This window comes from Pseudomonas violetae, assembly GCF_023072615.1.
Taxonomy (GTDB): Bacteria; Pseudomonadota; Gammaproteobacteria; order Pseudomonadales; family Pseudomonadaceae; genus Aquipseudomonas; species Aquipseudomonas violetae.
Window position 1 is genome coordinate 26,417 of record NZ_JAKNRW010000039.1, and the last position, 20,571, is coordinate 46,987.

The following is a 20,571-nucleotide window of genomic DNA, read 5'->3' on the forward strand; positions in this document are numbered from 1 at the left end:
CGTTAATCCATACCAGTGGCGATGCCGGCATTATACGGAGCGTCCCGGTCGCGGCCAGCCCTCACGTTAAATAGCGTCCCGAACCGGAACGCCCGCGACAAATCGGGGAAATGCCGGCATCGTGCATGGAAAAGTCGACCGGCTCGGTTAACATGCGCGCCCATTCACCACGATCAAGGATGTGTTGTGTCATTTGGCTCCACGTCATCGCGCTCGCCGCTGGTTATGGCGCTGATCTTCAGCTCGCCATTGCTGGCAGACGACCTGTTCCTCGACAGCGAACCATTGCCCCAAGTCCTGACGGCGACTCGACTGAAGCAATCGCCAGCGGCGGTACCGGGCAGCATGACGGTGATCGACAGCCAACTGATCACGGCCAGCGGCGCCCGGGACATCAGCGAACTGCTGCGCCTGGTACCGGGGATGATGGTCGGCAACATCAGCGGTAACCAGCCGGCGGTGAACTATCACGGCACCAGTGCCAGCGAAGCACGGCGCATGCAGGTGCTGATCGATGGGCGCTCTGTCTACCGGGCAGGCTTGTCCACGGTGGACTGGAGCGATATTCCGGTACCCCTGGACGACATCGAGCGCATCGAGGTCTTCCGCGGGCCGAATACGGTCAGCTACGGCGCCAATGCCTTGATGGCGGTGGTCAACATCATTACCCGTCGTCCGGCCGACAGCCATGGCAGCCGGATGAAAATTGTCCGGGGCCAGCGTGGTATCAATGACTATTACGCCAGCCAGGGCATGGGCTGGGACGACGGCGATCTGCGCCTGTCGCTATCCGGCTTGCAGGACGATGGCTTTGACTCCGACCGCAACGGCGCCGACTACCGCGACAGCCGTCGCCTCAACCGCATCAACCTCGCCGTCAGCCAGGCACTCGATGAACGACAGAGCATTGACTGGCAGCTCAACGCCAAGGACGGCAGCAACCAACGCCCGTACACCTACAGGCCAGTGTTCTCGGGAACTACCGATGCTGGGAACAATTCCGACGTAGTTGCCAAGACCTACGCCGGCTCCCTGCGCTGGAACCTCGACATCGATCCTGATCACAGTCTATATATCCAGGGTACGGCCCAGCACTGGGACCGCCAGCAGACATGGCGCGCCTGCGATGCCGAAGTGTCGTTCAGCCCGCAACTGACCCGCTTGTGGCAGCTCAACCCTAACTACACCGAAAGGCTGGCGCGCAATATCGGACACTTTACCGCAAGCGGCGCGCCACCGGGCCCGACTGCAGAACAGGAGCTGGCCAATCAGGTGCTGGGGCAATGGAACAACGGCGCCCGCCAGACCCTGTGCGGCGACATCGACCAGAGCACCCGGGAATCGCGCTTCGACCTGGAGTTGCAGGACACCCTGAGCCTGTCCGACCGCCTGCGCCTGGTCAGCGGCCTGAACTATCGTTACGACCGGGCAGATTCCGAAACCTACTTTAATGGCACCCTTGACGACACCACCTGGCGAGCGTTCGGTCAGCTTGAGTGGCGCGCCACAGACCACTGGTTGCTGCAGGGCGGAGCCATGTTCGAAGACACCCAGTTGATCGGCAGCTCCCTGACCCCGCGGTTGGCCGTCAATTACCTGATCAACCCGCGCCATGGCCTGCGAGCCGTTTACTCCGAAGCCATCCGCTCGCCGGACATGTTCGAGAACAACGTCGACTGGAGCTACCGGGTAACCAAACTGCTCCCCAGCGCATACGGACAATCCAGTGCGCGTTATTTCGTCAGGACCCGAGGCCCCGGTGACCTCAAGCAGGAACACATGCGCTCCCGGGAGCTCGGCTACAACGGCTACTTCATCGAGCTGGGGCTGGCGGTGGACGTGAAAGTGTTCAACGACGAAATCACCGGGATGATCAGCGAACCCCTGCGCAACAATCAGTACATTGCCAGTAACGCCAACAAGGCGCGCTTTACCGGGGCCGAAACCCAGCTGGACTGGAGCATCAACCGCGCCGACCGCCTGCGCTTGACCTATGCCTACGTCGATGCTCACGCGAGCAATCCGGAAGATGAAATGCAAACTGCGCGCAACAGTGGTTCCGCCGGCTGGCTGCGGGAATGGGGGTATGGCTGGAACAGCGCCCTGTTCTACTACGGCGAGGATGCGCTCAACGGCTATCGCTTCGAACGCGTCGACACACGTATCGCCAAGCGCATCCATTTGGGCAAGGCCAGTCTGGAGCTGGCCGGCGTGCTGCAGCAGCGCCTGGACAATCAACCCACCACCTTCATCGACAATCAGTACGACCAGCGCCAGGTGATGTACTTCAGTGCGCAGCTGGAGTTTTAGAATGCCAGCCCGTTTGTCAGGGAAGACGCCGACCATTGGCCGCCTGTTAGCCAGCGTGTACCTGGCGGCTGTCGGCATGCTGAACCTGATGACGGCAAACGCCGCCGACATTCTGCTCACCGGCGCCGACGACAGCCCCCGCATGCGCTCCTTTGCTGCGGCCCTGAGCGAGCGGCGCCCGCGCGACCGGGTCCGTTTTGAGCCCCTGGCCAATCTACCTGCTCCGGGAAAACTGCCAGGCGACACTCGGCTGATCCTGCTCGACCCGCCGAGCCTCGACTGGCGCCTGCAGGATGCCCAAGGCCCACCAACACTGGTGCTGCGCATCAGCCGCCTGCAAGCCCGACAGCGCCTGGGCTCCGCCCTGCCCCCGCGCCTGAGCCTGCTGTGGAGCGATCCTCCACTTGAACGCCAATTGCGCCTGATCCACATCTTGTTACCCCAAGCGAAACGGATCGGCGTGTTGTACGATCGCCACAGCGAATTCCTCATCAAGGAACTGCGCCAGGCCGCTGCCCCTCTACGCATGGAAATCATCGCCAAGCATTGGGATGACACCAACGACAGCCGCCCCCTGCAAAGCCTGTTGAAAAATAGCGACGTATTGCTGGGCCTCGACGATCCGGACCTGTACAACCCCAAGACCGCAAAAAACCTGCTGCTTAGCAGCTACGCACGGCAACTGGCGCTGGTCGGCCCCAACGCCGCGTTCGTCAAGGCCGGCAGCCTTGCCAGCACTTATAGCGACCAGAACGATTGGCTGGCCGTTCTCGACCGGTTGCTCGACCGCTCGCCAACCACTTGGCCGCGTGCGCACTATCCCTATCGGTTCAAAGTCCTGAATAACCCGCAGGTTGCTCGTTCATTAGGTATTGAACAGATCGACGAAGCATCTGTCGCAAAACAGTTGGCCGAAGGAGTAAGCCGCCCGTGACCTTCCATCGCCGTTGGGACATCAACACCCGCACGCAAATGATCAGCCTCGGCCCTGCCCTGTTGCTGACGCTGCTGTTAATCAGCTTCTTTACCTTCGTGCGCATCCAGGACTTGCGCCAAGAGCTCAATCACACCGGCCAGCTGATAGCCAACCAACTGGCGCCGGCCGCTGAATATGGCGTCATCTCCGGCAACAATGAGGTGCTCGAAGGCTTGCTCAAGGCCACCTTGGCCACGCCCAATGTGCGTTTCCTCGAAGTCCAGGACAGCGCCAACCGCATTCTGGTATATGTCGAGCAACCTTCGGAAAACCACAACCGCTCACAACAAGTCGAAGTGTTCCAGGCCCCCGTACGCCTGCAACGGATCGCGCTCAACAATGATTTTTTCCAGAACAGCCGGGTCGCCAAGTTTGCCCCCACCGAGGATTACCTGGGACGAGTAATCGTCGGCCTGTCGAATGACGCGTTCAACCAGCGCCAGCAGGAGATCCTGCTCAAGGCCGCGATCCTGGCTTTGTTTGCACTGTTGTTTACGTTTCTGATCGCCCGGCGCCTGGCGGGCAGCCTGTCACAACCGATTCGCGACATTGGCAACGCGGTCAAGGCCATCCAGGACGGCGACTACAAGACGCCCCTGCCGATTGTCGATGATACCGAGCTGGGCGCGCTGTCCCAACACATCAACAACCTCGCAAGCGGCCTCGAACAGGCCAGCCGCGAACAGCACCAGGCGATGGCGCAATTGATCCAGACCCGCGAAGAGGCGGAAAAGGCCAACAACGCCAAATCCGATTTCCTGGCGATGATGAGCCACGAATTGCGCACCCCGATGAATGGCGTGCTGGGCATGCTGCAGTTGCTTGAGACCACCGAGATGACCGAAGAACAAGTCGAGTATGCCGCGCTCGCCTCGGAGTCCACTGAACACCTCCTCAAGGTGATCAATGACATCCTCGACTTCTCGCGAATCGAGCGTTCCGCGCTGGAGCTTGAGCACATCCCGTTCAATCTCGTCGACCTGATCAACAGTTGCGCCCAGGCCTTCCAGCACAGCGCAGTGCAGCGCGGGCTCGAGTTGTCGCTGCTGATCCCCGAAGACATGAAGTCGCTGCAGGTTCAAGGCGACCCGACGCGCATCCGGCAGATCCTGGTGAACCTGGTGGGCAATGCGCTGAAATTTACCGAGCACGGTCGAGTCAGCGTCGAACCGCAGTGGCAATCGCTGGATCATGAGCTGCTGTGGTTCACCTGCACCGTGCGCGACAGCGGTATCGGCATTTCGGCCGAAAGCCTGGAGCTGATGTTCAACGCGTTTCAACAGGCCGACAGCTCCATCTCCAGGCGCTATGGCGGCACCGGACTGGGCCTGCCGATTGCCCGCACCCTAGCCGAACGCATGGGCGGCACCTTGCGCGCCAAGAGCGAAGAAGGCCTGGGCTCGGTATTTACCCTGGAGATTCCCCTGGCGCTGTACAAGCAGACGCTGCCGGTGGCCGCGCCGCGCATGCCCGCCGGCAGTGGGGACGGCATGGGACGCAACGTGCTGCTGGTGGAGGACAACCCGGTCAATCAGACCGTCATCGAAGCAATGTTGCGCAGTCTGGGCTTTACTGTAAGCGTCGCCGTCGATGGTGCGCAGGCGGTACGCAATGCCGAAAGCCTGGTGTTCGAGGCAATCCTGATGGACTGCCGCCTGCCTGTCATGGACGGCTATGAGGCCACCCGGGAAATCCGCAAACTACCCGGCTGCAGCGACGTGCCGATCATCGCCCTGACCGCCAACGCCTTGCAGGGCGATCGTGAAGCCTGTTTAACGGCGGGAATGAACGATTACCTGGCCAAGCCCTTCAAACGCAATGACCTACAGCAAATTCTGCAACGTTGGGTGCAGTAGTGCAGGCCTTTTGACCATCTGTGACTGGCGTGAAAGGCGAAAGTGCGGCAGTCTTAGGCACCCGAACAGGCCCGAAAAGGGGCTTGAAAAATAATTTCAGTGCACAAGTGTACTTTCATGTCCTTGGTGCTGTGACTTTCACCACAACGCAATAGTCTATGAGTAGGCTGCTGACTCGAGGCATTAAACGCTTCGATCGGCCGGGAAGATTTGCCCCACCTGCCGCATCGGATTATTGAGGAGCTCGCATGACCAAACAAAACGCCTTTACTCGGGAAGACCTGCTGCGCTGCAGTCGCGGTGAGCTGTTCGGCCCTGGTAACGCGCAACTGCCCGCCCCCAACATGCTGATGGTTGATCGCATCACCCACATCAGCGAAGAGGGTGGCAAGTACGGCAAAGGTGAATTGGTCGCCGAGCTGGATATCACTCCGGACCTGTGGTTCTTCGCCTGTCACTTTGAAGGTGATCCGGTGATGCCAGGCTGCCTGGGCCTTGACGCCATGTGGCAACTGGTCGGCTTCTTCCTTGGCTGGCAAGGCCTGCCAGGCCGCGGTCGCGCCCTGGGTTCGGGCGAAGTGAAGTTCTTTGGTCAGGTCCTGCCGACCGCGAAGAAAGTTACGTATAACATTCAGATCAAGCGCGTGCTCAAAGGCAAGCTGAACCTGGCCATCGCAGATGGTTCGGTCAGCGTCGACGGCCGCGAGATCTACACCGCCGAAGGCCTCCGGGTCGGCGTATTTACCTCCACTGACAACTTCTAAGGGTTATCCGCATGCGCCGCGTCGTTATCACTGGTCTGGGCATCGTTTCGTGCCTGGGCAATGACAAAGAGACCGTCTCCGCTAACCTGCGTGCAAGTCGCCCTGGCATCCGGTTCAACCCGGAATATGCCGAAATGGGTCTGCGTAGCCAGGTTTCCGGCTCCATTGACCTGCCCCTCGAAGAACTGATCGATCGCAAGATCTATCGCTTCGTTGGCCACGCGGCGGCTTACGCCTACTTGGCCATGAAAGACGCCATCGCCGACTCCGGTCTGACCGATGAGCAAGTCTCGAACCCGCGTACCGGCCTGATCGCCGGTTCCGGTGGCGCCTCCACCCTGAACCAGATGGAAGCGCTGGACATCCTGCGCGAGAAAGGCGTGAAGCGCGTCGGCCCATACCGTGTAACGCGGACCATGAGCAGCACCGTTTCCGCTTGCCTGGCCACCCCATTCAAGATCAAGGGCCTGAACTACTCCATCGCTTCTGCCTGCGCCACCAGTGCTCACTGCATCGGTACCGCCATGGAACAGATACAGATGGGCAAGCAGGACATCGTGTTCGCCGGCGGCGGTGAAGAAGAGCACTGGAGCCAGTCGTTCCTGTTCGACGCTATGGGCGCATTGTCCAGCCAGTACAACGAAACCCCGGAAAAAGCTTCCCGCGCCTACGACGCCAAGCGTGACGGTTTTGTCATCGCCGGCGGTGGCGGCATGGTCGTGGTCGAAGAGCTCGAACACGCCCTGGCTCGCGGCGCGAAGATCTACGCGGAAATCGTCGGCTACGGCGCGACCTCCGACGGCTACGACATGGTCGCCCCAAGCGGCGAAGGCGCCATCCGCTGCATGCAGATGGCTATGTCCACCGTTGACGCCCCGATCGACTACCTGAACACCCACGGCACTTCGACTCCGGTCGGCGACGTCATGGAGATGAAAGGTGTGCGGGAAGTGTTCGGCGACAAGGCTCCGGCCATCAGCTCTACCAAGAGCCTGTCGGGTCACTCCCTGGGCGCCGCCGGCGTTCACGAGGCGATCTACTGCATGCTGATGATGGAAGGTAACTTCATGGCGGGCTCCGCCAACATCGACGAACTGGACCCGGAGGTGGCAGACATGCCAATCCTGACCAAGACTCGCGAAGACGCCACCATCAATACCGTGATGAGCAACAGCTTCGGTTTCGGTGGCACCAATGCCACGCTGGTACTGAAGCGCTGGACGGGCAAGTAATACGCCCCACCTCTGCTGCACCACACAAAAAACGCCCCGACTGGTTCGGGGCGTTTTTTTTGGTTTCGGCGCCGCCATTCTCCGGTAGGAGCTGGCGAAGCCAAACCTTTCTTCGAACATGAAGCTTTTGTCATGAAACCAAACGCCCTGCGACCGAATGTCGCGGATTTAAAGGGCTGCAGGACTTTCTCCATTTTTACAAAAAACCGTTACTCAAACAGCCTGTTTACTTAGCCAGCTATCCAAACATATAACAGAGACCTGCACATGCCTTGGTGCAGGTAACTGAAATTGGAGCAAGCAGATGACTGTGAAAGTAACTGAACGCGACGATTCACACATGTCCCATGAAGGTGTCGCCGCCGGCATCCGGATCTGGGATGTACACCAGCAGGACTTGTTGGTAGGCATGTTCCATTCCGAATCCGACGCCCAGAGCTACAAGGCCGAACTGGAAAAACTGGAATTGCATGCGAATACCCTGATAGCTGAGCCGGCCTGATCCGAGCACGCCTGCCCCAGCCCCGCACTGCGGCAGGCGGCTCCATGGGCCCGGGGTTCAGTCCAGCTCGACTGATATCAGGTACAGCGTGTCTTCAATGGTCACGGCAGGCAGCACCTGGGTGATTGCTCCGGCCTCTACTCGCGCGAATTCGCAGCTGCCCTCCCCCATCCCGTCGTTCCTCGCGGCAAACTGGACGCTTTGCGGATAGATCGGTCCTTCCTGGAAGGACATGCCGCAGGCAATCAGGAAATCAATCTTCGAGCCGATGGCCTCCAACTCCTGGTCTCGCTCTCCTGCTTGCACAACGGTGTAATCCAGGCACAGATTCACGCTGAACGTGACCCCCGGAATGAGAGTATTTGAGAAGGCCGAATTAAAACTGCCCGCAGCGTTCTGCTCTGCTGCTACAGAGCTGAGCGTCTTGACTTTGATAGTCAAATCTTCAGACAACTTAAAAAACCAATACCCATCTTCACTGCTGGCATGTTCGCCAAAATCAATGCCCGACACGTGGCGCTTAGGCCACATCGACAACTCCGGAAGACCATCATTGCGAAAGTTGAAATTATTGACTGACAGCAAATAGTTGACCACATCAAAGTACGCGCCCTGCCCCTCTCCGACTTTTATCAAAGTGGCACAACTGCCCGCCAGCAGTATTATTTTCCCGTGTGTTTCCACACGCGCCCAACTCATCAAAAGCTCCATGCATTCAGGCATCCGGTCCATGCACGCCCAGCCGAACTCCAGAAGTTCTTCTTCATTGCGTACGCTGTCCCAGGGCAGGTTCCAGAAGAACTCGGGCAGCGTGAAGAACAGGCAGGTGCGGTCTGGATAAAGCTCCTGAGCCGCCTGAGCGGCAGTATCGAGGCGATCACTGACGAACTGCATTCGCCGGCTGAGCTCCTGGCTCACATAGTCGGTCATGGACTGACCGGGCTTACGCGGCCAGGAAAATTCGGAATGGAACGTGGGTTGTTGCAAAGAAGCGATAGCTATCAACATCAAATACCTCACCTAATTATATTATGTTATTCATCTCCTTCTGACGAAAAATAAAACAACTCAATCAATTCACACTTGAAAAAGACAAGACTTCGGCACAATCGAAATATTTTATTAGTCGCAAAACAAGAAGAGCCCGAGAAAGCGTACTTATACACTTGCCCGAGCTCAACTACATTTTCGACTTGATGTAATAACGCATGTGTAGCGTCAGTTACTTAACTTATTGAATTACCACATCAGATCATCAGGAATTTGATAGGCCGCGTACGGATCGTCTTCAGCCGCCGCTTCTTCGGTCTGCACGTTCATCTGCACGATACGCTGCGGATCGCGCTCCTGGATCTTCAGGGCCGCTTCACGGGGAATCACCTCGTAGCCGCCGGCATGGTGCACGATGGCCAATGAGCCGTTGCTGAGTTTGTTGCGCATCAGGGTGTTGACGCACAGCCGCTTGACCTTCTTGTCGTCGACGAAATTGTAGTAGTCCTCGGTCGTCAACTTCGGCAGGCGCGAGGCTTCGATCAGTTGCTTGACCTGGGCGGCACGCGCCTTGGCTTCGGCTTTTTCCTGCTGCAGGCGATTCAGCTCCTGGTCGCGCTTGACCTTTTCGGCCTTGGCTTCCTGAGCCGCCCGTTGCTGCGAGTCGTCCAGTTCGATCTGGCCTTTATGGGCCAGGCGTTGCTGCTTCTGCTTTTCTTTGCCGACCTGTTTGGCCTGCTTCTGGTTGACCAGCCCTGCTTTGAGCAACTGGTCGCGAAGGGAAATGCTCATGGTGCTTAGTACTCACTTAGGCAACTGCTCAACCGCAGTTGGGCAAATTCTTTTCCTGGCGTTTGGCTTCGCCCCACAAGGCGTCCAACTCTTCGAGGGTGCAATCTTCCATGGGACGGTGGGTGTCGCGCAATGCCTGTTCGATAAATCGGAAGCGTCGTTCGAATTTGCCGTTGGCACCGCGCAGCGCGGTTTCCGGATCGACCTTGAGATGACGCGCCAGATTGACTACGGAAAACAGCAGGTCACCCACCTCATCGGCTACCGCAGAAGGATCGTTGTCGGCCATGGCCTGGAGCACTTCATCCAGTTCTTCGCGAACCTTGTCCAGTACCGGTAATGCGTCCGGCCAGTCGAAACCGACCTGGGCTGCGCGTTTCTGCAATTTTGCCGAACGGGACAGCGCCGGCAACGCGGCGGGCACGTCATCGAGCAATGACAGCTGCTGCGGCGTCGTGGACTTCTCGGCTCGCTCTTCAGCCTTGATCTCTTCCCAGCGCTGCTTGACCTGCTCCTCGCTCAAGCGCGGGACATCCAGCGGCGCATACAGATCTGCGGTAGGAAACACGTGGGGATGACGGCGGATCAGCTTGCGGGTGATGCTGTCGATGACGCCTGCGAATTCAAAGCGCCCTTCTTCCCGTGCCAGCTGGCTGTAGTAAACCACCTGGAACAGCAAATCTCCCAGCTCACCCTGCAAGTGATCAAAATCACCCTGCTCGATGGCATCGGCCACTTCGTAGGCTTCTTCGAGGGTGTGCGGGACGATGCTGGCATAGGTTTGCCTGATGTCCCAGGGGCAACCAAATTGCGGGTCACGCAGACGGTTCATCAGGTGCAGCAAATCTTCAAGTGAATACATCAATCAATCTCTATCCGCTCTTTGTAGGAGCGAGCTTGCTCGCGAGGAACCTGAGAGCGACGTGTTCATCCAGACAGCACGCGTTATCGTTGACGTCCATCGCGAGCAAGCTCGCTCCCACAGTAAAGAGTCAAGTCCCCATGTCAGGGCGTACGGTTACGCCGGGTTTCGATGATGTTCGGCAACTGGGAAATCCGCCCCAGCAACCGACCCAATGCATCCAGCCCCGGAATCTCGATGGTCAGGGACATCAGCGCCGTGTTGTCCTCCTTGTTCGAGCGGGTGTTGACCGCCAGCACGTTGATCCGCTCGTTGAGCAGCACCTGGGACACGTCACGCAGCAAACCGGAACGGTCGTAGGCACGAATGATAATATCCACCGGATAGGTAAGCACCGGCACCGGGCCCCAGCTGACCTGGATGATACGCTCAGGCTCGCGCCCGCTCAGTTGCAGCACCGAGGCACAATCCTGGCGGTGAATGCTCACACCGCGGCCCTGGGTGATGTAACCGACAATGGCATCGCCCGGCAACGGCTGGCAGCATCCGGCCATCTGGGTCATGAGGTTGCCGACGCCCTGGATCTGGATGTCGCCACGCTTGCCTGGCTTGTAACCAGTGGCTTTGCGTGGAATCAGCTCCAGTTGCTCATTGCCGCGCTCCGGCTCGACCAACTGCTGGGCCAGGTTGACCAACTGCGCCAGGCGCAGATCGCCAGCACCGAGGGCGGCGTACATGTCCTCGGCGGTTTTCATGTTGGCCTTGTCGGCCAGCTTGTCGAAATCCACCGCTGGCAGACCGAGACGATTGAGTTCGCGCTCGAGCAAGGTCTTGCCGGCCGCAACGTTCTGGTCGCGGGCCTGCAATTTGAACCAGTGAACGATTTTCGCCCGAGCCCGCGAGGTGGTCACGTAACCCAGGTTCGGGTTCAGCCAGTCGCGGCTCGGCGTGCCGTGCTTGCTGGTGATGATCTCGACCTGTTCGCCGGTCTGCAGGCTGTAGTTGAGCGGCACGATGCGCCCGTTGATCTTGGCACCACGGCAGTTGTGGCCGATCTCGGTGTGAACCCGATATGCGAAGTCCAGCGGCGTCGCGCCCTTGGGCAAGTCGATGGCGTGACCGTCGGGGGTAAAGATGTAGACCCGATCCGGTTCGATATCGACGCGCAGCTGTTCCGCGAGCCCGCCAATGTCACCCAGCTCTTCATGCCATTCGAGCACCTGACGCAGCCAGGAGATTTTCTCTTCGTAGTGGTTGGAGCCGGACTTGACGTCGGTGCCCTTGTAGCGCCAGTGGGCGCAAACCCCCAGCTCGGCTTCCTCGTGCATGGCATGAGTGCGGATCTGCACTTCCAGCACCTTGCCCTCGGGACCGATCACTGCGGTGTGCAGCGAGCGGTAGCCGTTCTCCTTGGGGTTGGCGATGTAGTCGTCGAACTCTTTCGGGATGTGCCGCCACAGGGTGTGGACGATGCCCAGCGCGGTGTAGCAGTCGCGCATTTCCGGCACCAGCACTCGAACCGCACGCACGTCGTAGATCTGGCTGAACTCCAGGCCTTTGCGCTGCATTTTGCGCCAGATCGAATAGATGTGTTTGGCCCGGCCGCTGATGTCGGCATCGACACCCGTCGCCTGCAGCTCGACCTTCAGTTGGCTCATCACATCGGCAATGAACCGCTCGCGATCCAGCCGGCGCTCGTGCAGCAACTTGGCGATCTGCTTGTATTGATCCGGCTCCAGGTAACGGAAGGACAAGTCCTCCAGCTCCCACTTGATATGGCCGATGCCCAGACGGTGAGCCAACGGCGCGTAGATGTCGAACACCTCGCGGGCGACCCGGTTGCGCTTCTCGTCGTCGGCTGTTTTCACCGCACGGATCGCGCAGGTGCGTTCGGCCAGCTTGATCAGCGCCACACGGACGTCGTCAACCATCGCCACCAACATTTTGCGCAGGTTTTCAACCTGGCCCTGAGTGCCCAACACCAGGGACTGACGCGGGCTTAGGCTGGCGCTGATCGCCGCCATGCGCAGCACGCCGTCGATCAGTTTGGCGACCACCGGACCGAAGCGCTGGCTGACCGCCGGCAGCTCGATCTGGCCTTCGCGCACGCCGCGGTACAGGATCGCCGCCACCAGCGAATCCTGATCGAGCTTGAGGTCGGCGAGAATCTCGGCGATCTCAAGGCCGGTGCGGAAACTCGAAGTCCCTTCGGACCACAGGTTCTTTGCCGCATTGGCCTGTTGTTCAGAGGTGCGGGCGAACTCGCACGCCTCCTTCAAGGCTTCGCGATCCAGTGCCAGATCGACACTGACCGCATGATCGAGCCAAGCCTCGAGATTGATACTGCCGTCGGTGTTGATCGGCTGGTGTGCTCTCACCTGTACCATCTTGCTTACCTTCCCTACGACGCAGATTCAATGCGTCAAATCGCTGACCTTTATTGCCGGAGGCGCTCGTGGGGCTAATTCGAGCGCTGTGCGGGCGGGTCAGTCGGACCAGGCGAGCCGTCCTGGCTCGCTTCAAATAACGCCATGGCCTCGACATGTGCCGTCTGAGGAAACATATCGAGAATCCCGGCACGTTTTAACCGGTAGCCCTGCTTGATCAATTCGACCGTGTCGCGCGCCAGGGTTGCCGGGTTGCACGACACATACACCAATCGCTCGGCGCCCAGCGCCTTGAGCTTGCGCACGACCTCATAGGCACCGTCACGCGGTGGGTCCAAGAGTACCGCACAAAAGCCTTCGGCTGCCCACTCGGCATCGGTCAAAGGCTGGGATAAATCGGCCTGAAAAAAATGAGTGTTATGCAGATTATTACAAGCTGCGTTGGCGGCTGCACGCTCGACCATGGCCTGCACGCCCTCCACCGCCACCACTTCGCGTACGACCTTGGCCAATGGCAGGGCAAAGTTACCCAAGCCACAGAACAGATCCAGTACCCGATCATCCGGCTGCGGGTTCAGCCAATCCAGCGCCTGGGCGACCATGGCCTCATTGACGCCGGCATTGACCTGGACGAAATCGCCGGGCCGGTAGGCCAGGTCCAGATCCCAGCGCTCCAACCGATACCCCAGGGACTGATCGGCATCGACCGGTTGCGGTTCGCCTTCACCCTGCAGCCACAGTTGGGCGTCATGGAAAGCGCAGAATTCCTTCAGAATGGTCAGGTCAGTCTCGGACAATGGCGCCATGTGCCGCAGCAACACCGCCAGGGAAGACCCGCTGAACAGTTCCACATGCCCCAGCGCCTGAGGTTTGCTCAAGCGCCCCAGCATTTGCGGCAAACGCGTCATGATCGGCTGCAAGGGCTGTACCAGCACCGGACATTCGCTGATTGCAACGATGTCCTGACTGCCGGCTGCACGGAAACCGACTTCGAGTTTCTTCGCTTTCATGTCCCAACGCACCGCCACTCGGGCGCGACGGCGGTAACCGAATTCCGGACCGCTCAACGGCGCTGCCCACTCCTGAGGTTCGACACCGGCGACCTTGGATAATTGCTCGGCGAGCATGCGCTGTTTCAGTGCAAGCTGTTCGCCATGGGGCAGATGCTGCAAGCTGCAGCCACCGCAGCGACTGAAGTGCGGGCAAGGTGCCGGACGGCGCAGTTCACTGGCCTGGAACACGCGCTCGGTTCGCGCCTCCACCACCTTGGCGTGAGTACCCAGTACTCTCGCTTCAACTTCTTCACCTGCCAAAGCACCCAGAACAAACCAGGTGCGACCTTCGAAAAAAGCGATGCCGCGGCCGTCATTCGCCAGGCGCTCGATGGTCAGGCGCTGTTTCTTGCCGGTCGGGATCTGGGGTGCCTTGCTGCCGCCAGTCGGCTGGAAGCGCAGGCCTCTCTCGTGCTTGGCCATCAGTTGGCCGCGTCGAAAATGCCGGTCGACAGGTAACGGTCGCCACGGTCGCAGATGATCGCGACGATCACCGCATTTTCAACCTCCTTGGACAGGCGCAGCATCGCTGCCACCGCACCGCCTGAGGACACGCCGCAGAAGACACCTTCTTCACGAGCCAGACGACGGGTCACGTCCTCGGCTTCGGCTTGCGCCATGTCGACGATGCGGTCCACGCGATCGGCCTGGTAGATTTTTGGCAGGTATTCCTGCGGCCAGCGGCGGATGCCCGGAATGGCCGAGCCTTCCATGGGTTGCAGGCCGACGATCTGCACACTCTCGCTCTGCTCTTTCAAGTAGCGCGAAACGCCCATGATGGTGCCGGTCGTACCCATGGAGCTGACGAAATGGGTAATGGTACCTTGGGTCTGGCGCCAGATTTCCGGGCCAGTTGTAGTGTAGTGCGCTTCAGGATTGTCACCGTTGGCGAACTGGTCCAGCACCTTGCCACGACCTTCGGCTTCCATACGCTGGGCGAGATCACGCGCGCCTTCCATGCCTTCTTCCTGGGTTACCAGAATGAGTTCGGCACCATAGGCGGTCATTGCGGCCTTGCGTTCGGCACTGGAGTTGTCCGGCATGATCAGGATCATCTTGTAACCCTTGATTGCAGCCGCCATCGCCAGCGCAATCCCGGTGTTACCCGAAGTCGCCTCAATTAGCGTATCGCCGGACTGAATCTGCCCGCGCAATTCTGCGCGGGTGATCATCGACAACGCAGGACGATCCTTGACCGAACCCGCCGGGTTATTCCCTTCAAGCTTGAGCAAAAGGGTATTGCTGGTGGCGCCAGGCAGGCGCTGCAGACGAACCAGCGGGGTGTTGCCGACGCAATCGGCGATAGTTGGGTACTGCAATGTCATGGCGTATTCGCAATCCAGACTGCGGGGGCGCCCATCATACCGGCAAACCCGCAAAGGCCATATCACGCAAAGTGCGGTGCTTATGGCTTGTGGGAATAAGGCCGCTATTCAGTTCGCCTCCACAAATCATCTAGACGACACAAATCCCTGTGGGAGCGGGCTTGCTCGCGAAGACGGCTGCGCTGACACCGCCTCCATGAGCCACCAACCGCATATTCAGGCGCAAACCAGTCCCGGTATTCTGCGCCCGGATACTCCCACCCTGGCGCTGCACCGCATTGCGCGCAATGCTCAGGCCCAGGCCGAATCCACCGTCGCCCGGGCGCGAGCCGTCGAGCCGGGTGAACGGCGAGAAGATCCGCTCCAGATCAGCTTCAGCCACACCGCCCCCCTCATCCTCCAGCCACAGATGCCAGAAGTTGCCGTCACGCCGGCCTCCCAGGGTCACTACCCCGCCCTGGGGCGAATGGCGAATGGCATTGCGCAGGACATTTTCCATCGCCTGGGCCAGGGTGTTGAGATTGCCGCGCACCCAGCATGAGGCATCCACGGTGCAGACCAACTGCCCGCTCGGCCAGCCACTCTCATAACAGGCGTTTTCCGTCAGCATCTCCCACAGCGCCTGAATCTGGATCGCTTCACCGGGCAACGGCCCGCGCTCGGTGTCGAGCCAGGCCAGTTGCAGGGTGTCCTCGACCAGCCGCTGCATGCCATCGACTTCCCGACCGATGCGCTCGCGCAATTGCGCCAGGTCCTGCTCGCTGTCGCTGGCTACCCGCAGGCGGCTCAGCGGCGTTCGCAATTCGTGGGACAGATCGCGCAGCAGCTGTTGTTGCAGGGCCACGGTGCCCTGCAACCGTTCGGACATGTGATCGAACGCGCGACCCAGCTCACCCAGTTCATCCTGGCGGTTGGTGGTGCGGCTCGACAGGCGCACGCCCAGTTGGTCGGCCCGCCAGGCGTTGGCCTGTTCACGCAGATTGTTCAGCGGCACGACCAGCAGGCGATACAGCCCGACGCACAGCAGCAGGGTGAAGAGCCCGGGAATCAGGCCATTGGTGATGATGCGCCAGAACAGCCGATATTGCCCGGGCACAAAACGCTGGGGCAGCTCGATCACCAGGCTGCCGGCGGACGAGTCGCCAGGAAAGGGCACTCGCAGCCACGGCAGGCCTTTCTTGTGGATGGGCCAGTCGAGGCCGCGCAGAAAGGTCAGGTGCTGGACCTCCTTGTCTGTCAGCTCCTGGCTGCTCAATGACTGCAGGTCGCCACTGATGACGCCGACCCAGCCCGCCTCACGCTGGCGCATGCCCTGCAGCCAGCTGTCGACGCCGGACTGCTGGTCCTGCTGCCAGGCGCGCTCGGCCTCGGCGGCGTAGCGCGACAAGGTGCCCCGGGCTTCATCGGAGAGAAACTGATTGCGCTCTTCCATGTAGCGGCCCCAAGACCAGCTCAGCCAGATCATCAGCAGGCAGAACGCTACCAGCAGGAAGGCCAGCTTCCAGAACAGCGAATGCCGCCCCGGCAGGTCAGAACACTTCATCAGCGGCACTCAATACGTAGCCTTTGCCCCAGACCGTACGCACTTCGCGTTCCAGGTAGTCGATGGCCTTGAGCTTGCGGCGAATCTGGCTGATGTGCATGTCCAGGCTGCGGTCATGGGCTGCGTAGCCGCGTTGCAGGACTTGCTGATAAAGGAAGGCCTTGCTCAATACCTCGTCGCCGTTGCGGTTCAGGGTTTCCAGCAGGCGGTACTCGCTGCGGGTCAGGCCCGCTGCCCGATCCCGGGAGAAGACATCACAACAGCCATCGTCAAAGCGCAGGCAGTCTCCCAGGGGCGCAGTGGCAACCGGGGCCGGCCGACGGTCGAGTGCCACCCGTCGCAATATCGCTTCGATCCGCACCCGCAACTCCGCCATGCTGAACGGTTTGGGCAGGTAATCATCAGCCCCCAGGCGAAAGCCGCTGATGCGATCAGCTTCTGCCCCGAGCGCCGACATCAGCAGCACCGGGGTCGAATGGCTCTCGCGCAACTGGGTCAGCGCCTTGAGCCCATTCAGGCCCGGCAGCAGAATGTCCATCAGCACCACGTCGAAGCGTTGCTCGCGCGCCAGGTCCAGTCCCTCCTGGCCATTTTGGCACCAGGTCACCTGGAAGCCGTTGCGTCCAAGATGTTCGTGCACATAGGCACCGAGAACGAGGTCGTCTTCAATGGAGAGGATGCGCGGATGTTCGCTAGCGATGGGAGTCATGAGTATCTGCAAATAATTCTCAGTTGATAGATTATTCAAGATCGCTTCGCCGAGGGCAACCCAAGGTTCGCTCCGGACCTGAATAGGCTGAATGGGCCGACGAATGACCGGCACAATTTTACGGGGATTGGCCGCGAGCAAATCGCTACACTGCGCAGGTGGCGCGTACCGGACGTAAGCGCAGGTCATTAAATCGCTGGATGCAGGAGAAATGCGTGCTCAAAAAACTGGGAATAAAAGGCCGCGTATTGCTGCTGACACTGCTGCCGACCAGCCTGATGACGCTGCTGCTGGGCGGCTACTTTACCTGGATGCAGCAGTCCGACCTGCAAACTCAGCTGATGCAGCGCGGGGAAATGATCGCCGAACAACTGGCGCCACTGGTCGCCCCCGCCATGGGTCACCATAACAACGAACTGCTTGAACGCATCGCCACCCAGTCGCTGGAGCAGCAGGACGTTCGCGCGGTCACCTTTCTCGCCGCCGACCGCACGCCGCTGGCTCACGCCGGCCCCACCATGCTCAATCAGGCGCCCCTGGGCGACGGTTCGCAACTGCTGCGACGCAGCGGCAATGACGCAACGCGCTACCTGCTGCCGGTATTCGGAAAACATCGAAACCTGGCGGGCGACCTGATCCCCGAAGAGGCTGATCGCCTGCTCGGCTGGGTCGAACTCGAGCTGTCCCACAATGGCATGCTACTGCGTGGTTATCGCAGCCTGTTCGCCAGCCTGCTGCTGATCAGCGCGGGCCTCGGCAGCGCGGCGCTGCTGGCCTTGCGCATGGGCCACACCATCAACCGTCCTATCGGCCAGATTAAGCAGGCCGTCGCGCAACTCAAGGACGGGCACCTGGAAACCCGCTTGCCCCCCCTTGGCAGCCAGGAGCTGGACGAACTGGCGTCGGGCATTAATCGCATGGCCGGGACCCTGCAGAACGCCCAGGAAGAACTCCAGCACAGCGTCGACCAGGCCACCGAAGACGTGCGCCAGAACCTGGAAACCATCGAGATCCAGAACATCGAGCTGGATCTGGCGCGCAAGGAAGCCCTGGAAGCGAGCCGGATCAAGTCCGAGTTCCTGGCCAACATGAGCCATGAAATCCGCACCCCGCTCAATGGCATCCTGGGTTTCACCCACCTGCTGCAAAAAAGCGAACTGACCCCGCGTCAACTCGACTACCTGGGCACCATCGAAAAGTCTGCCGACAGCCTGCTGGGCATCATCAACGAGATTCTCGACTTCTCGAAGATCGAGGCGGGCAAACTGGTGCTCGACCATATTCCGTTCAACCTGCGCGATCTGTTGCAAGACACCCTGACCATCCTCGCCCCCGCCGCCCACGCCAAACAGCTGGAGTTGGTCAGCCTGGTTTACCGCGACACGCCGTTGTCGCTGGTAGGCGACCCGCTGCGACTCAAGCAGATCCTCACCAATCTGGTGAGCAATGCGATCAAGTTCACCCGCGAAGGTACGATCGTCGCTCGCGCCATGCTGGAAGACGAGCAGGAAGACAGCGTGCAGTTGCGCATCAGTATTCAGGACACCGGAATCGGCCTGTCGAGCCAGGATGTGCGCGCCTTGTTTCAGGCCTTCAGCCAGGCGGATAACTCGCTGTCGCGGCAACCTGGCGGGACCGGCCTGGGCCTGGTGATTTCCAAGCGCCTGATTGAGCAGATGGGCGGCGAGATCGGCGTCGACAGCACCCCGGGCGAAGGCTCGGAATTCTGGATCAGCCTGAGCCTGCCCAAGACCCGCGACGACGCCGAGGACCTGCCCAGCCCGCCGCTGCTGGGGCGCCGCGTTGCAGTACTGGAGAACCATGAACTGGCGCGCCAGGCCCTGCAGCACCAACTCGAAGACTGCGGCCTCGCGGTGACGCCATTCAACACTCTGGAAAGCCTGACCAATGGCGTGACCGGGGTGCACCAGACCGAGCAGGCGATCGAGCTGGCCGTGCTGGGCATTACCAGCAAAGACATGCCGCCCGAACGCCTCAACCAGCACATCTGGGACCTCGAACACCTGGGCTGCAAAGTGCTGGTGCTGTGCCCGACGACCGAACAGACACTGTTCCACCTGTCCGTTCCCAACCCCCACAGTCAGCTCCAGGCCAAACCGGCCTGCACCCGCAAGCTGCGCAGGGCCTTGTCCGACCTGGTCAACCCGCGCCAGACTCGCAACGAACCGGGCGAGCCATTGTCCAGCCGCGCACCTAAAGTGCTGTGCGTCGACGACAACCCGGCCAATTTGCTGTTGGTCCAAACCCTGCTCGAAGACATGGGTGCCAAAGTGCTCGCCGTGGAAAGCGGCTTTGCTGCGATCAAGGCGGTGCAGAACGAGACCTTCGACCTAGTGTTGATGGATGTGCAAATGCCCGGGATGGACGGGCGCCAGAGCACCGAGGCGATTCGTCAATGGGAGAGTGAACGGCACTGCACGCCATTGCCGATCGTCGCACTGACCGCCCATGCCATGGCCAACGAGAAACGCGCGCTGCTGCAAAGCGGCATGGATGACTACCTGACCAAGCCGATCAGCGAACGGCAATTGGCCCAGGTGGTGTTGAAGTGGAGTGGCCTGGCCCTGCGCAATCAAGGTCCGGAACGCTCTGGCGATCGGCACGCTGGCGCGCCGGAACTGCAGGTGCTCGATCACGAAGAAGGCCTGCGCCTGGCTGCCGGCAAGGCGGACCTGGCGGCAGATATGCTGGCCATGCTGCTGGCGTCCCTGGAAGCCGACCGCGAAGCCATTCGTTTTGCCCGGGACATCGACGACCACAACGCGCTGATCGAGCGAGTCCACCGGTTGCATGGCGCGACCCGCTACTGTGGCGTGCCGCAATTGCGTGCCGCCTGCCAGCGCAGCGAAACCCTGCTCAAGCAGCAAGACCCGCGCGCCTACAGTGCCCTCGAGGAGCTCGACCGGGCGATCAATCGCCTGGCGGCACAGGCCCGCATCAACGCCTGACCGAACGCTGATCAACCGGAGGATCCGATGCGCACCCTTTTATTCAGCAGCCAGACCTACGACCGCGACAGTTTTCTCGCCGCCGAGCTCCCCGCCGACCTCGAACTGCAGTTTCAACCCGCGCGCCTGAGCATCGATACAGTGGCCCTGGCTGAAGACCACGAGGTGGTTTGCGCTTTCATCAATGATGACCTCAGCGCCCCCGTACTCGAACGCCTCGCTGCGGGAGGCACGCGCCTGATCGCGCTGCGCTCGGCCGGCTACAACCACGTCGACCTGGCCGCGGCCAAGCGTCTGGGCCT

Annotated in this window: 15 protein-coding genes and 1 pseudogene; 8 read left to right on the forward strand and 8 right to left on the reverse strand. The window is 60.4% G+C overall.

All coding sequences use genetic code 11. The features are described 5' to 3' along the window. The first annotated feature begins 186 nt into the window (after nt 1-186). The 6 genes from L9059_RS26500 (at nt 187) to L9059_RS26525 (ending at nt 7,640) form a co-directional block, all read left to right on the forward strand. Complete coding sequence (locus tag L9059_RS26500) at nt 187-2,310, forward strand: TonB-dependent receptor plug domain-containing protein (protein WP_247293847.1); 2,124 nt, start codon at nt 187-189, stop codon at nt 2,308-2,310. A 1-nt stretch (nt 2,311) separates the two neighbouring features. Next, nucleotides 2,312-3,244, forward strand: coding sequence for an ABC transporter substrate-binding protein (locus tag L9059_RS26505; protein WP_247293848.1), 933 nt, complete (start codon nt 2,312-2,314; stop codon nt 3,242-3,244). After that, nucleotides 3,241-5,142, forward strand: a complete 1,902-nt coding sequence (locus tag L9059_RS26510) for a response regulator (protein WP_247293849.1) — start codon at nt 3,241-3,243, stop codon at nt 5,140-5,142. The genes L9059_RS26505 and L9059_RS26510 overlap by 4 nt, the downstream gene beginning before the upstream one ends. Nucleotides 5,143-5,390: 248 nt before the next feature. Beyond that, a complete protein-coding gene (gene fabA / locus L9059_RS26515) occupies nt 5,391-5,906 on the forward strand; it encodes a 3-hydroxyacyl-[acyl-carrier-protein] dehydratase FabA (protein WP_010211704.1) in 516 nt (171 codons plus the stop codon). An 11-nt stretch (nt 5,907-5,917) separates the two neighbouring features. Then, the gene (fabB, locus tag L9059_RS26520) at nt 5,918-7,138 is read left to right on the forward strand and encodes a beta-ketoacyl-ACP synthase I (protein ID WP_247293850.1); all 1,221 of its coding nucleotides are present in this window, start codon (nt 5,918-5,920) and stop codon (nt 7,136-7,138) included. 304 nt (nt 7,139-7,442) lie between these two features. Further along, on the forward strand, nt 7,443-7,640 hold the full coding sequence (locus L9059_RS26525) for a hypothetical protein (RefSeq protein WP_247293851.1): 198 nt from the start codon (nt 7,443-7,445) through the stop codon (nt 7,638-7,640). Between the two features lie 57 nt (nt 7,641-7,697). Here the strand turns inward: L9059_RS26525 and L9059_RS26530 are convergent, their stop codons facing one another. From L9059_RS26530 to L9059_RS26565, 8 genes are all read right to left on the reverse strand, one after another. Beyond that, nucleotides 7,698-8,648 carry a hypothetical protein gene (locus tag L9059_RS26530; protein ID WP_247293852.1) on the reverse strand — a complete coding sequence of 317 codons (951 nt, stop codon included), beginning with the start codon at nt 8,646-8,648 and terminating at the stop codon, nt 7,698-7,700. 231 nt (nt 8,649-8,879) lie between these two features. After that, nucleotides 8,880-9,422: a DUF2058 domain-containing protein gene (locus L9059_RS26535; RefSeq protein ID WP_247293854.1), complete on the reverse strand. Its 543-nt coding sequence runs from the start codon at nt 9,420-9,422 to the stop codon at nt 8,880-8,882. 28 nt (nt 9,423-9,450) lie between these two features. Then, the gene (gene mazG, locus L9059_RS26540) at nt 9,451-10,284 is read right to left on the reverse strand and encodes a nucleoside triphosphate pyrophosphohydrolase (protein ID WP_247293855.1); all 834 of its coding nucleotides are present in this window, start codon (nt 10,282-10,284) and stop codon (nt 9,451-9,453) included. A gap of 143 nt (nt 10,285-10,427) precedes the next feature. Next, on the reverse strand, nt 10,428-12,671 hold the full coding sequence (gene relA / locus L9059_RS26545; RefSeq protein WP_247293857.1) for a GTP diphosphokinase: 2,244 nt from the start codon (nt 12,669-12,671) through the stop codon (nt 10,428-10,430). A gap of 74 nt (nt 12,672-12,745) precedes the next feature. Continuing rightward, nucleotides 12,746-14,146: a 23S rRNA (uracil(1939)-C(5))-methyltransferase RlmD gene (rlmD, locus tag L9059_RS26550; RefSeq protein WP_247293860.1), complete on the reverse strand. Its 1,401-nt coding sequence runs from the start codon at nt 14,144-14,146 to the stop codon at nt 12,746-12,748. After that, nucleotides 14,146-15,048, reverse strand: coding sequence for a cysteine synthase CysM (gene cysM, locus L9059_RS26555; RefSeq protein WP_247293861.1), 903 nt, complete (start codon nt 15,046-15,048; stop codon nt 14,146-14,148). The genes rlmD and cysM overlap by 1 nt, the downstream gene beginning before the upstream one ends. A gap of 130 nt (nt 15,049-15,178) precedes the next feature. Continuing rightward, nucleotides 15,179-16,591 (reverse strand): sensor histidine kinase, encoded by a 1,413-nt coding sequence (locus L9059_RS26560; RefSeq protein ID WP_247293862.1) that lies wholly within the window; start codon nt 16,589-16,591, stop codon nt 15,179-15,181. Continuing rightward, nucleotides 16,578-17,300 (reverse strand): response regulator transcription factor, encoded by a 723-nt coding sequence (locus tag L9059_RS26565; protein WP_247293863.1) that lies wholly within the window; start codon nt 17,298-17,300, stop codon nt 16,578-16,580. The genes L9059_RS26560 and L9059_RS26565 overlap by 14 nt, the downstream gene beginning before the upstream one ends. 215 nt (nt 17,301-17,515) lie before the next feature. Here L9059_RS26565 and L9059_RS26570 point away from each other — a divergent pair, with 215 nt between their 5' ends. Together L9059_RS26570 and L9059_RS26575 are read left to right on the forward strand one after the other, a co-directional pair. Then, entirely contained in the window at nt 17,516-20,269 is a 2,754-nt protein-coding gene (locus L9059_RS26570; RefSeq protein WP_247293864.1) for a response regulator, read from the forward strand. Nucleotides 20,270-20,296: 27 nt separating this feature from the next. Then, nucleotides 20,297-20,571 (forward strand): annotated as a pseudogene (locus L9059_RS26575) (2-hydroxyacid dehydrogenase); the annotation flags it as partial.